The sequence below is a fragment of the Neptunomonas japonica DSM 18939 genome, from assembly GCF_000422765.1.
Taxonomy (GTDB): Bacteria; Pseudomonadota; Gammaproteobacteria; order Pseudomonadales; family Balneatricaceae; genus Neptunomonas; species Neptunomonas japonica.
The window spans coordinates 1-14,944 of record NZ_AUGR01000002.1 but is presented as its reverse complement, the minus strand read 5'-3'; the positions used below and the strand labels follow the sequence as shown (position 1 = coordinate 14,944).

The following is a 14,944-nucleotide window of genomic DNA, read 5'->3' as shown; positions in this document are numbered from 1 at the left end:
GCCGGTATTTACACCGGCTCTAACTTAGCAAAGCCCAAGACTAGCCATTTCATGCCGACATTTTCAAAATTAACCTGTATACGGGCTTTAGGGCCTGTGCCTTCGCAGTTCAGGACGATGCCTTCTCCGAAGCTTTGGTGGCGCACTTGTTGACCAATATAGAGTTTAGGGGTGCCGTCATCCATTTGAACCGAGTTTGGACTAAATTTGCTATTGGATGAGTTGTTATAGTCATTTCTTGAGGTCATTGGACGGCTGACACTAGCGTTTAAGCGTACTTCTTCGATTAGTTCAGAAGGGATTTCCTGAATAAAACGCGAAGGGCGGTTAAACGTTTCTTGGCCATGCATCCGACGGGATTCGGCGTAAGTTAAAAACAGCTTTTGCATAGCGCGGGTAATACCGACATAACAAAGCCTGCGTTCTTCCTCCATACGCCCCGGCTCTTCTGCTGACATTTTATGCGGGAATAAACCTTCTTCTACTCCACCGAGAAAAACCATCGGGAATTCTAGACCTTTGGCTGAATGTAAGGTCATTAGCTGAACGCTATCTTGGTGGTCGGCTGCTTGTGCATCACCAGCATCCAGGGCCGCTTGATCCAAAAAGGCAGATAGCTCGTTTACATTCTCTTCTTCAGGGCTAGCGACCCATTGACCGCTAAACTGTTTGGCCGCGTTAATCAGTTCTTCAAGGTTTTCTAATCGAGATTGGGCTTTTTCACCTTTCTCTTTCTTGTGATGGTCGATTAAACCACTGAGTTGAATCGCATGGTCTGTTTGTTCGTGTAACTCTGTGCCCATAGAATCGGTATCGATCTGGTTAATCAGATCTAGAAAGAGTTGTAGTGCTGTCAGTGCGCGAGAGGGCAGCTTTTTATACTCTACGACTTCATTTGCGGCACGCCACATCGATACGTTTTCTGCTCTGGCTTGTTCGCGAACTATTTCTATTGTGCGAGTACCGATACCGCGTGTGGGCACATTAATGATGCGCTCCATGGCTGTATCATCTTCGCGATTGGATACGAGGCGCAGGTAAGCTAAAGCGTTTTTGATTTCTAAACGGTCGTAGAAACGATGACCGCCGTAAATCTTATAGGGCATGCCGCTACGGATGAGTGCTTCTTCTAATACTCGAGATTGGGCGTTTGAGCGGTAAAGTATGGCGGATTCTGAGCGTAGGTTGCCTTCGTCGACCCACTTTTGGATCTGGCCGACAATAAAGCGTGCTTCATCTTGCTCGTTGAAGGCCGCGTAAAGACTGATTTTTTCTCCGTCTTTGCCATCTGTCCAAAGCTCTTTTCCTAAGCGTCCTCGATTGTTTTCAATAACGGTATTAGCGGCTTTCAGGATTGTTTGTGTAGAGCGATAATTTTGCTCCAAGCGTATCGTGTCGGCCCCAGGGAAATGTTCTGGAAGATTCTGGATATTCTCAATACGTGCACCGCGCCATCCATAGATAGATTGGTCATCATCACCGACAGCCATGAGCTTGCGGTCATTTCCACAGAGTAATCTTAGCCATGCGTATTGAATGGAGTTGGTATCTTGGAACTCATCAACGAGCAGGTAACGAAAGCGCTGCTGATAATGTTGTAGCAATGACGGGTTACGATCACGTAATAGTTCTAAACAACGCAGCAGTAGCTCACCAAAATCAATCATTCCTCCACGATCGCACGCTTCTTCGTAGGCTTCATACATACGAATCATGGTGATGTCATGTGGGTCGGCTGTTCGTTCTAAGTGGCGACTGCGCAATCCTTCATCTTTTTGCGCATTGATGAACCATTGGAATTGACGTGCGGGCCAGCGAGTATCATCCAATGACATCTCTTTACATAGTCGCTTTATCAGGCGTAACTGATCTTCGCTATCCATTATCTGGAAGTTTTCATTAAGGCCTGCGTCGCGCCAATGAGCGCGCAATATACGGTGCGCCAAACCGTGGAAAGTACCGACCCACATGCCATTGGGGTTAACGCCCAGCAGTGTTTCTATGCGACCACGCATTTCGCGTGCCGCTTTGTTGGTAAAGGTCACTGCCATGATGGAGTAAGGAGAAATATTCTCTGTTTGCACGAGCCAAGCAATACGGTGTACCAGTACGCGTGTTTTTCCTGAGCCTGCACCGGCCAGTATTAATAGGTTTTGTACTGGCGCAGTTACAGCGCTGCGTTGTGCATCGTTTAAACCATCAATTATTGCAGTTACATCCATCGTTAAAGGCGCTTTATTTATGAGTTCAGTGGGAAACTGCCTAGTTTTTAGCTAGGCAGGCTCGAAGGGGTTGCGATGCGATTGAGTAGTATACGTTTAAGCTCATCAGGGTCTTTAATCACCATGTCGCCACTTTGGCGGCCTGCTTGCTCAATGCCACATGCAGGAATAAGGCGTGATAACCAAAAACGCATGGCAGCAGTGCGTGTCAGCTGTGGCCATGCTTTGTACTCATCAGCGGTGAAAGGCCTTTGGGCATGATAAGCTTTTAATAATGCTTGCTCACGTTGAGTATCAATCGTTCCGTCGGGTAGAGTGCACCAGTCGTTAGCGACGATCGCCAAATCAAATAATAAGAAGGCTGTCGCGGCATTATAAACATCAAGAATAGCCGATACCTGGTTACCTTCAAATAGCGCATTATCATGAAACATATCGCCATGAATGATACCCATTGGAAGCCCCCAAGGTTGTTCGCGTAGCTCATCAAATAAGCGAACTTCTTGAGCGAGTAACTCGCCATCTTCTTTGCTTAAGTAGCGTTGAATATTCTGGCTTTCACGTCGCCACCAGAAAACTCCGCGATGCGCTTGTCGACGTAAATAGAAATTTTCTGCTGCTAGGTGAAATTTGGCCAGGTGCGTCCCGATAGAGGCACAGTGCTCAGGGGTTAAATCTTGTTGAGCAACATGCTCGCCGCTAAAGCGTGGCTGTATGAGTGCCGGGCGGTTATGCAACTTTTTGAGTGCAATACCGTTACTGTCCTTAAAAGGAAATGGCACGGGTAATTGCCGCTCAGCTAGCCAGGTTGTGAGTTCTACAAAGAAGGGCATATCGTCCATGCCAAACTCTTCAAACACTGTCAGCACATATTCAGTTTGCTGATGGTCTTTTTCGAGCGTCACGAAGTAATTGGTATTTTCAATACCGCCTTCAATGCCTTTGTAGGAAACTAACTGCCCTAAGTCATACTGGACGAGTAAGTTTGTCATGTCGTCTTGCGAAAGTTGTGTATATACGGCCACGTGATTACCAGCGAAAAATAACCCACTTAGGGATCAGGAGTGATGATTCTTCAATACGGACCATAGATCCATGTCCTTCTGAAGGAACCAGATAATAGGGCTTACCAACGGATGGCACCACTTTAATTTCTCTTAGCTCACCATTGATACGGTATTCGTAATAGGTGGTATCATCCTGATGATGAATACTAATCTCTGGCTGTCCCTCTTCAGGATCTCCAGGTACACCTGCGGCAAAAGCGGTAACTGACATAAAAAGTGCCAGTAATATCAGTAATTGTTTACTCATTCTTCCATACCCATTGGTTTGGTCGTGCCATTTTTACTATGATTGTGAGCCCGGACACTTGCTCTGTAAAGTCTCAGGGATAACTAACTGACGGATTGATAATGACCCAGCAACCAGCCCCCCTTATTTTAGTCGACGGTTCATCTTATTTATACCGTGCTTTTTTTGCTTCTCAACAAGCGGATTTACGGACCAGTGATGGCACGCCTAGTGGTGCTATCCGTGTAGTCACCTCGATGATACGTAGCTTGATTAACCAATATCCCGACAGCCGTATTGCCGTTATCTTTGACGCTAAAGGAAAGACGTTCCGTGATGAGATTTTTGCAGAATATAAATCACATCGCCCTCCTATGCCAGATGATCTGCGCTTACAGATAGAGCCGATACACAACATTATCCGTGCAATGGGGTTGCCACTAATTGTTGAGGGAGGTGTGGAAGCGGACGACGTGATAGGCACTATGGCTTTGCAGGCGACTGAGCAAGGTTGTGATATTTTGATTTCCACGGGCGATAAGGATATGGCTCAACTGGTGAATAAGCATGTCACCTTAATTAATACCATGACAAATACTGTAATGGATGAGAAAGGAGTTGAAGAGAAGTACGGCATTCCTCCTAATCTAATCATCGATTTTTTAGCATTGATGGGTGATAAAAGCGACAATATTCCAGGTGTAGCGGGTGTTGGAGAAAAAACGGCACTGGCTTTATTGCAAGGTATTGGTGGGATTTCAGAGCTCTATCAACGTTTGGGTGATATTGCTACGTTAGGTTTTCGTGGTTCGAAAACAATGGCAAAAAAATTGGAAGAGAATCGAGAAGCGGCTGACTTATCGTATCTGCTAGCCACGATTAAAACGGATGTCCCACTAGATTTTGAGCTTTCAGATATAAAGCACCCCAAACAGAATAAAGAGCAACTTTTGGAACTCTTCAATACCTATGAATTTCGCACTTGGGTAAAGGAGCTTGAAGAAGGCATTGAAGCGGTAGCAGTCGAAAAGGCCGCAGTAGCTGCGATGCCAGACATACCGCAAAGCGTAGACTATCAGGTGATTACTGAGCAGGCCGAACTAGACCGTTGGCTTGAAAAGCTTAAATCCGCTGACCTTTTTGCTTTTGACACAGAAACGGACCGGTTAGATTATATGGAAGCTGAACTCGTCGGTGTTTCTTTTGCAGTAGAGGCAGGAGAGGCCGCGTATGTTCCTTTAGCGCATGATTATATGGGAGCACCGGCTCAGCTGGATCGCAACTCAGTCTTAGCACAGTTAAAGCCGTTATTAGAAAGTGATGCTCACAAAAAAGTAGGTCAACACATTAAGTTTGATATGAACGTGTTAGCTCGCTATGACATCGACTTAAAAGGCGTTGCTTTTGATACGATGCTGGAATCTTATGTGTTGAACTCAGTGGCTACCCGCCACGATATGGATAGCCTTGCACAAAAGTATCTGGGTGTTAAAACGGTTACCTTTGAAGAGATTGCCGGGAAAGGTAAGAAGCAGCTGACTTTCAATCAGGTTGATCTTGAGCAGGCAGGCCCATATGCGGCTGAAGATGCTGATATCACGTTGCGTTTACATCAAGCATTAGATGCAAAGTTATCCACAGAGGCATCGTTAAGTCGTGTTTTTACCGGCATAGAACGACCATTGATTCCTGTGTTATCTAAAATTGAGCGCCATGGTGCTAAAGTGGATGCAAACCTACTGGGCAAGCAGAGTCTAGAGATAGAGCAGCGTCTTGCAGAGCTGCAGCGCTCGGTGCATGAATTAGCAGGTGAAGAGTTTAATCTGGCTTCGCCTAAGCAACTACAAGTCATACTGTTTGAAAAAATGCAGCTACCTGTGCGTAAGAAAACACCCAAAGGCGTACCGTCCACGGCTGAAGAAGTTTTACAAGAGCTGGCGTTGGAGTATGAACTACCGAAGTTGCTTCTTGAACACCGTAGCCTGAGTAAGCTGAAGTCGACCTATACGGATAAGCTACCTCTGATGATTAATAAGCGTACCGGGCGTATTCATACTTCGTACCATCAGGCAATAACCGCTACAGGGCGGCTTTCATCAACCGATCCAAACTTACAAAATATCCCCGTAAGAACGGCTGAAGGTAGACGCATTCGGCATGCCTTTGTCGCACCTGAAGGCTATGTATTGGTGGCTGCCGATTACTCTCAGATTGAACTGCGCATTATGGCGCACCTGTCGGGTGATGAGGGCTTGCTCAATGCCTTTTCACAGGGAGAAGATATCCACAAGGCGACAGCTGCGGAAGTCTTTAAAACTGAGCTCAGCCAGGTCACCGCTGATCAGCGTCGTAGCGCAAAAGCGATCAACTTTGGTTTGATTTATGGAATGTCAGCATTTGGTTTGGCGAAGCAGTTGGGTATTGGCCGTAATGATGCGAAAAAATACATTGAACATTATTTTGCTACTTACCCAGGGGTGCAAAATTATATGGAAGACATTCGCGATAAAGCTAAAACTCAGGGTTATGTAGAGACCGTATACGGACGGCGCTTATATCTGCCTGCAATTAATGCGAGTAATGCCATTCAGCGTCAAGCTGCAGAACGAACAGCGATAAATGCGCCGATGCAAGGGACAGCAGCTGACATTATTAAGCGGGCAATGATTAAAGTTGATCAATGGCTTCCTGATAGCGGCTTTGATGCCAGCATGATTATGCAGGTACACGATGAGTTGGTCTTTGAGGTTAGGGCTGATCAGGTTGAGGCGTTTAGTGTGCAGGTCTCTGAGCAAATGCAGCATGCAGCGGAACTTGATGTACCTTTAATTGTAGAGGCGGGAAGTGGCGAAAATTGGGAGCAAGCGCATTAATTTCAATAAACTGTATTTTTTTTGAACAATCCGGGAACTTAACTAATAACTTGGTAGTCATTAGTTATATACATCGTAAAAGTTCCCCTTTTTAGTGTTCAGTACGATAGTTCAGTACAAACAGTACCGATGTGTATTTATAGCAGGATGCATTACCCCAGATATAGCCCTCTCCCCCTTCAGGGCTTTGTCTGGGGATCTATTTACATCACTTAGCTTTCTTCTGGTTCTTCTTCGTATTCATCAAAACCTTGTGACAGCCACTCATCCAAGCGTGCACTCAAGATATCAACACCCGCGCGCTTTAAAGAAGAGAAGGACTGTACACTGACCTTATCGCCTAATATCTGTGTTAGTTCTTTGCGCAGTGTTAATACGATTGATTGGGCAGGGCCACGTTTTAACTTGTCTGCTTTAGTTAATAGTACATGCAATGGAACGTGTGTTGATTTACACCACTCGATCATCATCAAATCAAATTCTTTCATTGGGTGGCGAATATCCATCACTAACACCACGCCTTTTAAGCTGTAACGCTGTTGTAAATACTGGTCTAGATGCTTTTGCCAGTGCTCTTTCATGGCGATAGGCACTTTTGCATAACCGTAGCCAGGTAGGTCAACTAGGCGTAACCCTTCAATGTTCAGGTCAAAAAAGTTGATAAGTTGAGTTCTTCCCGGCGTTTTAGAGGTGCGGGCAAGCTTTCCGTTATTCGTAAGTGCATTAATAGCGCTGGACTTACCTGCGTTAGAACGCCCTGCAAACGCAACTTCTGCTCCGCTATCTTCTGGACACTGGCTCAATTTATCGGCACTGATCAAAAAACGAGCAGCGTTATAATGGATAGAATTCACGTTAGCAGTCATAGACTTTAGGTTACCTAAAGGGATTGGTTCTATATTAACCGTTCCAGTTTGTGTGGATATTAAGTTATAATGCCGCCAAATTTTACCCTTGAACAGAGTCTAGCTCTAGTGGCAAGGCATAATAAAGATTTACGGTTTGTTTTGACGTCACTTGTTGATGTTAAAATAAACATTCATTTTACTGAATGACAAGAGTCTGGGTTAATCATGAATAAACTACTGATCGGCTTACTGTTAACCTTAGGTATCACTGGTGTAGCGAATGCGGCAGGTGATGCGACAGCGGGAAAAGGAAAAACAGCAGTCTGCGCGGCATGCCATAGTGCAGACGGTAACAGTGCAATTGCCAACTTTCCTAAGTTAGCAGGCCAAAATGCCACTTATCTCGTTAAGCAGATGAAAGAGATTAAAGCGGGAACTCGTCCTGTTGTAGAGATGACTGGCTTGTTAGATAACCTGAGCGATCAGGATATGGAAGATATTGCCGCGTATTACTCTGGTAACGCTATTCAAGGCGGAAAAGTTGCTAAGGATCAGTTAGAGCTGGGCCAGCAAATTTATCGTGCAGGTTTGGCTAAAAAGGGTATTCCAGCCTGTACTGCTTGTCATGCAGCTAATGGTAAAGGCATGGCTGCTGCAGGTTTCCCCGCAGTAGGTGGGCAGCATGCTGCTTATGCTGAAAAACAGTTGAAAGATTTTCGTGTAGGCTCGCGTAGCAATGACCCGCAAGCAATGATGCGTGATATCGCTGCTAAACTTAGCGATGTAGAGATCAAAGCTGTTTCTAGTTATGTTCAAGGCTTATATTAAGTCTTAAGCTATTTATAAAAAAGGCAGCTTCGGCTGCCTTTTTGTGTTTATGGGTGAACCCTTTAATGTAGTCATTGTCAGATTGAAAAGTCAGACAATGTAATCGGAGAAATAATATGTGGAAGACTTTAATGTCTGTCCTATTGGTTTTAGGCTTAGGTACAACGGCTTCGGCTGCACAAGAGTATGAAGCGGGCAAACATTTTGTAGAGTTGCCTTCTACTGTTAAGACAGCTGATCCCACAAAAGTCGAGGTCACAGAGTTGTTCGGTTACCCTTGTCCTCATTGTAATAGTTTTGAGCCAATGCTTGAGGCATGGCACAAGAGACAGTCAGAAATTGTCGACTTTAAGCGAATTCCTGTTGTGTTTGGTCGTAGCTGGGAACCTATGGCGCGTGCTTATTACACGGCCGAGTTACTAGGTGATGTAGAAAAAACACATCAACCGATGTTTGATGCAATTCATCTTCAGAAAAAGCGTTTCAGAAATATGGATGATCTAGCAGATTATTATGCTGACCTGGGCGTTGATCGAGCTAAGTTCGAAAAAACTTTTAGTTCATTTGCGGTGAATACTAAAATGAATCAAGGTGATTCCAAAGTGCGTGGCTATCAGGTGGACGGTGTGCCATCGCTTGTTGTGAATGGCAAGTATCGTATCACAGCGGTCATGGCTGGTGGGCAAAAGCAGATGCTAGATGTTGTTAATTACCTCGTTGAAAAAGAGCAAAAAGCGTTAGCGCAATAAGCGTGTAGCTTTGCGATAAATAAGCCGCCTTATATAGGCGGCTTTTTCGTAACTGTATGATAGGAAATACGGCTTCTTTGAACTAATATTAAATGAGTAGCCATCAATAAACGGATAGACAGAGTGAGTAAGGAACCTATCGACTGGAAAAAGAAGTATAAAGAAGCGGCGTTGGAAATTGATAAACTGGAGAAAAACCAGAGCAATGACCAGTTACGCTTGGCCGTTTCTCATATGACGCTTGGGCTTCAGGGGCAATCTCCTGATTTAGACCAGGCGCTTACATCACTACGCAACACGCTTAATAGCCCTACGCAGGTCTCTCCATCAAAAAAAGTTATTACTAGCATAGAAAAACATGTGCGTAAGCTAGATCAATCCAGGGAAGATACTTCCCAGTCTATTACTAATGCCGTAATAGCCTGGGTTCATCAGTTAAAAAAACACTTCAGGGTTGGTGCATCGGAGCTTAATACATTAGCGGAATTAGAGAGTGTTACGGCTGACTCTGTGGAGCGCTTGTATAAATTTCCCCCGTTAATCAATTCTCTTGTTGCTGTGCAAGTCAAGGTGTTGGCTTCGATGAAAACGGAGCTAAGCACAGCAAAAAACCAGTTAGCCGTTGATGTTGATTTGTCTTTGATTGGCTCAGAGCTTATTCAATTAATTGGTGTGCTTAATCTGACTAGAGAGGGAAGAAAAAAAGCACATGATTTAGTAATCAGTATTGAAAAAGGCCTTACATTAGAGCAATTGACAGGTGTTCTTGCAAAAGTGGTTGAGCTAGCTCAGCTGGCCGCGGTTACTAGTAATGAAGACTTTGAAAACTATCTGATTAATTTGAATACCCAGCTAGTTGAAGTGCAGGGTTTTCTTGAAGAAAGTCATACCGAGCAAGCTATCGCTGGTGATGCACATAAGCAGTTGGATCAACAGGTAAGGCACGATGTTGGTGCTATTAGTAAGGTAGTGAAAGACTCCCATGATTTAAGTGAGTTGAAGATGTCAGTTTCATCCCAACTCCTTGAAATTGTGCGCGCGATGGATGAGTTTAAGCGCGGGGAGGAGGATCGTGACGAGCGGTTGCATGCGCGTTATGATGCCTTGATGCAGCATGTTTCAGAAATGGAGGAAGAAACCAAGCGTGTTAAAGCGCATATGGAAGAAGAGCGTTTAAAAGCTAGAACGGACTCTCTCACCGGGCTACCTAACCGTTCTGCGTATGATGATCACTTGAATAAAGAATTTGAGCGTTGGGGGCGATATAAGCAAGGCTTTTCAGTGGCTGTTGGCGATCTAGACTTTTTTAAACGTATTAACGATACGTATGGACACTTAGCTGGAGATAAGGTTTTACGTTTGATTTCTCGGGTGCTATTGCGAAACTTACGAGCTTCTGATTTTGTTGCGCGCTTTGGTGGAGAAGAATTTGTTATTCTTATGCCGGCAACAGAAGCGGAAGAGGGCGCTAAAGCGATTGAAAAGCTGCGAGAGTCTATTAGTAAGAGCCCTTTCAACTTTCATGGTAAGCCCGTGACGATCACGATGTCTTTTGGGGTGACCCAGACGCGTGAGACAGATACTAAGGATGCATTATTTGATCGTGCTGATGCAGCGCTTTATAAAGCGAAGCAAGAAGGGCGTAACCGTGTTTGTATCGGCTAACGCTTTACCTATCGAGCGGGAACGGGCACACTTGTGCCGCTGATTTAGCTCTGTATTTATAGGATTTTTCCCGGTGCGACGCCTCTCCCGAAGTTTGAAAATAGCTAATACTATTATTCGTTATCGTCTTGATACCTTTTTTGATGATTTGCCATTGCCTTGGTATCTGAGAGTTCTCCTGTATTTAATGCCGTGGCGATACTTGATTAAAGCGACGCAGCCACGAGGTGTTCGCCTGCGTTTGGCTTTGGAATCGCTGGGGCCTGTTTTCATAAAGTTCGGGCAAATGCTATCAACGCGTAGAGACTTGCTGCCCGATGATATCGCCAATGAACTAAAGCGATTACAAGACAATGTTCCTCCATTTTCTGGCCCGCAAGCTCAGTTAATAATCGAAAAATCATTGGGCAAGCCGGTAGCTGAGTTGTTTGCTGCTTTTAATGTTGAGCCGCTAGCCTCAGCATCGGTTGCGCAAGTCCATGAAGCAACGTTAATAGATGGTCGCGAAGCTGTTGTAAAAGTTATTCGTCCAGGCATAGTCAAAACCATTAGAAAAGACGTAGCATTATTGTATACGCTTGCGCACTTGGTTCATGCTGCATGGCAGGAAGGGCGCAGGTTACGCCCTGTCGAAGTAGTCGCTGAATATGAGCAAACCCTGTTTGATGAACTGGATTTAAGAAAAGAAGCGGCAAACGGCTCCCAGCTCAAACGTAACTTTGAAGATTCAGATATTCTTTATGTGCCTGAAATCTATTGGGATCTCACACGCCAAAATGTCTTAGTTATGGAGCGCATCTATGGTATTCCTGTAGCCGAAGTGGGCGAGCTTCGGGCGCAAGGAACCGATATGAAAACCTTAGCTGAACGTGGAGTTGAGATTTTTTTCACTCAAGTGTTCAGAGATAGCTTCTTTCATGCTGATATGCATCCAGGAAATATTTTTGTTTCACGAGAGAACCCAGTAACACCTCAATATATCGCTGTTGACTTTGGAATTATTGGCTCGTTAACAGCAGAAGACCAAAGTTACCTTGCGCGTAACTTCTTAGCTTTCTTTACACGGGACTACCGTCAAGTTGCACAGCTGCATATTGATTCTGGCTGGGTGCCTGCTGATACAAATGTCACAGCGTTTGAGACAGCAATTCGCAGTGTATGTGAACCAATCTTTAATAAACCGCTAAAAGATATCTCTTTTGGGCAGGTATTATTGGGGCTATTTCAAACAGCTCGGCGCTTCAATATGGAAGTGCAGCCGCAGCTAGTATTGTTGCAAAAAACCTTGTTGAATATTGAAGGCTTGGGCAGGCAGTTGTATCCAGAACTAGACTTGTGGCAAACAGGTAAGCCTTTTCTTGAGTCATGGATGAAAGATAGAGTGGGTCCTAAGGCTGCTTATAGGACACTAAAGCAGCAGGTTCCAGACTGGCTGGATAAAATGCCGCATATTCCTCAGCTTGCTTTTGATACCTTGCAACAGGTTAAAAATCAACCACTGCAAAATCGTACGGCCATGATAGAGCTTGCTCAAAAAGAGGAAGAGCGCAGTCATAAAGCTAGCAGAAAGAGATTGCTTGCGGTTCCTTGTATTGTTGCTGCATTGTGGTTTGGGCACGGGCCTAGTCATGAATGGCTAGAGCAGTTGAGTTTGATGGGCTGGGCATTAGGTGGTTTAGGTGTTTATCTTCTCCTTAAATAAGTAGAGATAGATCAATATGAGTAATATCTGGGATGGAGCTTATCTAGTTGATCCGGTATGCTTGCCCTTCTCTGAGACCGAATAGTTGTAGAAAAATGACAGATAGTTGGCTAGAAAGTATTAAGTGGGATGAGAAAGGTCTGATACCTGCAATCGCTCAGGATTATAAAACTGGGCGCATACTGATGGTTGCTTGGATGAACCAGGAAGCATTACAGCTTACGGTTACTGAGCAGCGTGCTATTTATTGGTCGCGTTCTCGTCAGAAGTTATGGCGTAAAGGCGAAGAGTCAGGACATGTGCAGGTTCTTCATGAAGTGCGGTTAGACTGCGATAATGATGTGCTTGTGCTGCAAGTTGAGCAAAAGGGTGGAATTGCTTGTCATACAGGAAGAGAGAGCTGTTTTTATAGCGTCTTGCGTGATGGCCAATGGGAGCCTGTTGATCCTGTCCTCAAAAATCCTGATGACATCTACAAAGGGTAAGTAGTCCGATGAGTGATGTGTTGACACAGTTGGGCAAGATTCTTGAAGAGCGGAAAAATGCCCCTGCTGAAGCCTCTTATGTAGCAAGCCTACATGCTAAAGGCCTGAATAAGATTTTAGAGAAAGTTGGCGAAGAAGCAGTAGAAACAATTATTGCGGCAAAAGATGCCAAGCTTTCTGGTAATACAAGTGATGTGGTTTATGAAACTGCGGATCTATGGTTTCACAGCTTAGTGATGCTGTCTCATTTAGATGAGTCGCCGCAAGCTGTCTTAAACGAGTTGGCTCGCCGTTTTGATATGTCGGGCTTAGTTGAAAAAGAATCGCGCAATAAGCCATAAAATCGTTATCAATGGCGTTATTTGTATCGCCTTCTGGCGCTCTAGATATTGAGGAGAAATAAAATGGGTTTTGGTGGAATTAGTGTTTGGCAGTTAGTGATCGTACTTGGAATCATTGTTTTATTGTTCGGTACTAAAAAGCTTCGCAATATTGGTGGAGATTTAGGCAGTGCAGTAAAAGGCTTCAAAAAAGCGATTAAAGAAGAGCCTGAAGATGCAAAAAAAATTGAACAACAAGAGCAAGATGCTAGCTTTACAGAAGAGAGTAAGCCTGCAGCAAAGCAGGAACAATCGACTGATCAAAAATAATACGGATCTGTTGAATGTTTGATATAGGTTTTGCTGAAATACTATTAATAGGCGTAGTTGCGCTGATTGTGCTGGGGCCCGAAAAGCTGCCGACCGCTGTGCGTGCTGTCGGCTTATGGATGGGGCGAGCTAAACGTGCTGTTTCTAGTATTCAGAGTGAAATATCTGAAGAGCTGCGCCTTGATGAGATGAGACGAACGGCCTCTATCCAGAAAGAAGAGCTCGATAAAGAACTAAATGAAATGAAGCAGCCTTTCAATCAGGCGTTTGCAGATGACTCTCCAATCGCTACAGCGACTTCTTCTCCAATCACAGAACAAAGCGATGATGTAGCTGCTGTTACCAGTGTCGCTAAACCTGAAAAGCCCGCTAATGAGTAATCAGCTAGGCGAGACGCCAAAGCAAGAGCAGGAACAAACGTTGGTCTCACATCTTGTAGAGTTACGCCAGCGCATGATGCGTATTCTTATTATCGTATTTGCTGTGTTTCTTTGTTTGTTCTATTTTGCTAATGATCTATATGAATACCTTTCTGCACCGCTAACAGCGCTGCTGCCAGAAGGCACCAGTATGATAGCGACCGATGTCACTTCGCCATTTTTTGCTCCGTTTAAATTGACGTTAGTGCTAGCAATTTTTCTTGGTATTCCTTTCATCTTGCATCAAGTATGGGGGTTTATTGCTCCTGGCTTATATAATCATGAGAAGCGATTAGCAACTCCGTTGCTTATTTCCAGTGTGTTTTTGTTTTATGCCGGAATAGCTTTTGCCTACTATGTTGTTTTCCCGCTGATTTTTGGCTTCTTTACTAGTACGGGTCCTGAAAGCGTAGCTATCATGACGGATATTAGTAGTTATTTAAATTTTGTATTGAAGTTGTTCTTTGCTTTTGGAATTGTTTTTGAAATCCCAATAGCAACACTATTACTGATCTGGTCAGGCGCTACTACCGCAAAAGCGCTAACAGAGAAGCGTGCTTATGTGCTGGTATGTTGTTTTGTTGTCGGGATGTTGTTAACACCACCGGATGTTATCTCGCAGAGTCTTTTGGCTCTTCCTATGTGGTTGTTGTTTGAGTTAGGTATTGTTCTGTCCAAATTCTTCGTGAAAAAAACAGAAGAGGATGCAGATGATCTGGATGATGAGTTAGACGCTGCCATTGATGAAGATGAGGCAAATAGCCAGAATTCATAATGTATCCAGTAGTAAGAAATCAAAATAAAGGCGCCCTCGTGGCGCCTTTGTTGTTTTAGGGCTTTTATGGCAAATAAATGACTTTTTTTAGGGCTGGGTGTTGACTCCTTTGAGGGTGTCTGTAGAATGCGCACCTCTTCCCAAGGAAGCCCCTCAAAAGGGTGGCTTAGATGAGAAGGTACTGGTTTTTAAGTTCTTGATAATTAACATATTTTCAAGGTTTTTAGATTAGTAGTTGGTGTCTGGTTTTGCAGCCAAATGAGTTTCAGAAAGTTGCAAAATAAAGGTTGACACCAGCGAGGCGTTCGGTAGAATATGCGCCTCACTTGAACGACACGTTCAAGCGCTCTTTAACAGATTGGTCAGATAATTCGTGTGGGCGCTTGTCAGGACGAAGCTACAAAAGCTTTATCAGGATAAGCAACCTAGCGAACA

General features: G+C 44.4%; 14 protein-coding genes. 10 read left to right on the top strand and 4 right to left on the bottom strand.

Going from position 1 to position 14,944, the window contains the following annotated elements:
• Nucleotides 1-8 precede the first annotated feature (8 nt).
• Genes uvrD through G511_RS0102110 form a run of 3 tightly spaced genes read right to left on the bottom strand, consistent with a single transcriptional unit; the run spans nt 9 to nt 3,536 of the window.
• Nucleotides 9-2,222 carry a DNA helicase II gene (uvrD, locus tag G511_RS0102120; protein ID WP_028468157.1) on the bottom strand — a complete coding sequence of 738 codons (2,214 nt, stop codon included), beginning with the start codon at nt 2,220-2,222 and terminating at the stop codon, nt 9-11.
• 47 nt (nt 2,223-2,269) lie between these two features.
• Nucleotides 2,270-3,247 (bottom strand): homoserine kinase, encoded by a 978-nt coding sequence (locus G511_RS0102115; protein WP_028468156.1) that lies wholly within the window; start codon nt 3,245-3,247, stop codon nt 2,270-2,272.
• A gap of 4 nt (nt 3,248-3,251) precedes the next feature.
• Nucleotides 3,252-3,536, bottom strand: coding sequence for a DUF2782 domain-containing protein (locus G511_RS0102110; RefSeq protein WP_028468155.1), 285 nt, complete (start codon nt 3,534-3,536; stop codon nt 3,252-3,254).
• 101 nt (nt 3,537-3,637) lie between these two features.
• On the opposite strand from G511_RS0102110, the gene polA reads away from it, so the two are divergent.
• Nucleotides 3,638-6,388, top strand: a complete 2,751-nt coding sequence (gene polA / locus G511_RS0102105) for a DNA polymerase I (RefSeq protein WP_028468154.1) — start codon at nt 3,638-3,640, stop codon at nt 6,386-6,388.
• 212 nt (nt 6,389-6,600) lie between these two features.
• On the opposite strand, the gene yihA is transcribed toward polA, so the two are convergent.
• The gene (gene yihA / locus G511_RS0102100; protein WP_028468153.1) at nt 6,601-7,254 is read right to left on the bottom strand and encodes a ribosome biogenesis GTP-binding protein YihA/YsxC; all 654 of its coding nucleotides are present in this window, start codon (nt 7,252-7,254) and stop codon (nt 6,601-6,603) included.
• A gap of 207 nt (nt 7,255-7,461) precedes the next feature.
• On the opposite strand from yihA, the gene G511_RS0102095 reads away from it, so the two are divergent.
• The 9 genes from G511_RS0102095 (at nt 7,462) to tatC (ending at nt 14,509) form a co-directional block, all read left to right on the top strand.
• Nucleotides 7,462-8,064: a c-type cytochrome gene (locus G511_RS0102095; RefSeq protein ID WP_028468152.1), complete on the top strand. Its 603-nt coding sequence runs from the start codon at nt 7,462-7,464 to the stop codon at nt 8,062-8,064.
• Between the two features lie 116 nt (nt 8,065-8,180).
• Nucleotides 8,181-8,813 (top strand): thiol:disulfide interchange protein DsbA/DsbL, encoded by a 633-nt coding sequence (locus tag G511_RS0102090; RefSeq protein ID WP_028468151.1) that lies wholly within the window; start codon nt 8,181-8,183, stop codon nt 8,811-8,813.
• Nucleotides 8,814-8,936: 123 nt separating this feature from the next.
• The gene (locus tag G511_RS0102085) at nt 8,937-10,478 is read left to right on the top strand and encodes a GGDEF domain-containing protein (RefSeq protein WP_051221443.1); all 1,542 of its coding nucleotides are present in this window, start codon (nt 8,937-8,939) and stop codon (nt 10,476-10,478) included.
• Between the two features lie 73 nt (nt 10,479-10,551).
• Complete coding sequence (ubiB, locus tag G511_RS0102080) at nt 10,552-12,180, top strand: ubiquinone biosynthesis regulatory protein kinase UbiB (RefSeq protein WP_028468149.1); 1,629 nt, start codon at nt 10,552-10,554, stop codon at nt 12,178-12,180.
• Between the two features lie 95 nt (nt 12,181-12,275).
• Nucleotides 12,276-12,665 (top strand): phosphoribosyl-AMP cyclohydrolase, encoded by a 390-nt coding sequence (gene hisI, locus G511_RS0102075; protein ID WP_028468148.1) that lies wholly within the window; start codon nt 12,276-12,278, stop codon nt 12,663-12,665.
• A gap of 8 nt (nt 12,666-12,673) precedes the next feature.
• Nucleotides 12,674-13,006 carry a phosphoribosyl-ATP diphosphatase gene (locus G511_RS0102070; protein ID WP_028468147.1) on the top strand — a complete coding sequence of 111 codons (333 nt, stop codon included), beginning with the start codon at nt 12,674-12,676 and terminating at the stop codon, nt 13,004-13,006.
• A gap of 63 nt (nt 13,007-13,069) precedes the next feature.
• The gene (tatA, locus tag G511_RS0102065; protein ID WP_028468146.1) at nt 13,070-13,315 is read left to right on the top strand and encodes a Sec-independent protein translocase subunit TatA; all 246 of its coding nucleotides are present in this window, start codon (nt 13,070-13,072) and stop codon (nt 13,313-13,315) included.
• 14 nt (nt 13,316-13,329) lie between these two features.
• Nucleotides 13,330-13,695: a Sec-independent protein translocase protein TatB gene (tatB, locus tag G511_RS0102060; RefSeq protein ID WP_028468145.1), complete on the top strand. Its 366-nt coding sequence runs from the start codon at nt 13,330-13,332 to the stop codon at nt 13,693-13,695.
• Nucleotides 13,688-14,509, top strand: coding sequence for a twin-arginine translocase subunit TatC (gene tatC / locus G511_RS0102055; protein WP_028468144.1), 822 nt, complete (start codon nt 13,688-13,690; stop codon nt 14,507-14,509). The genes tatB and tatC overlap by 8 nt, the downstream gene beginning before the upstream one ends.
• Nucleotides 14,510-14,944 lie beyond the last annotated feature (435 nt).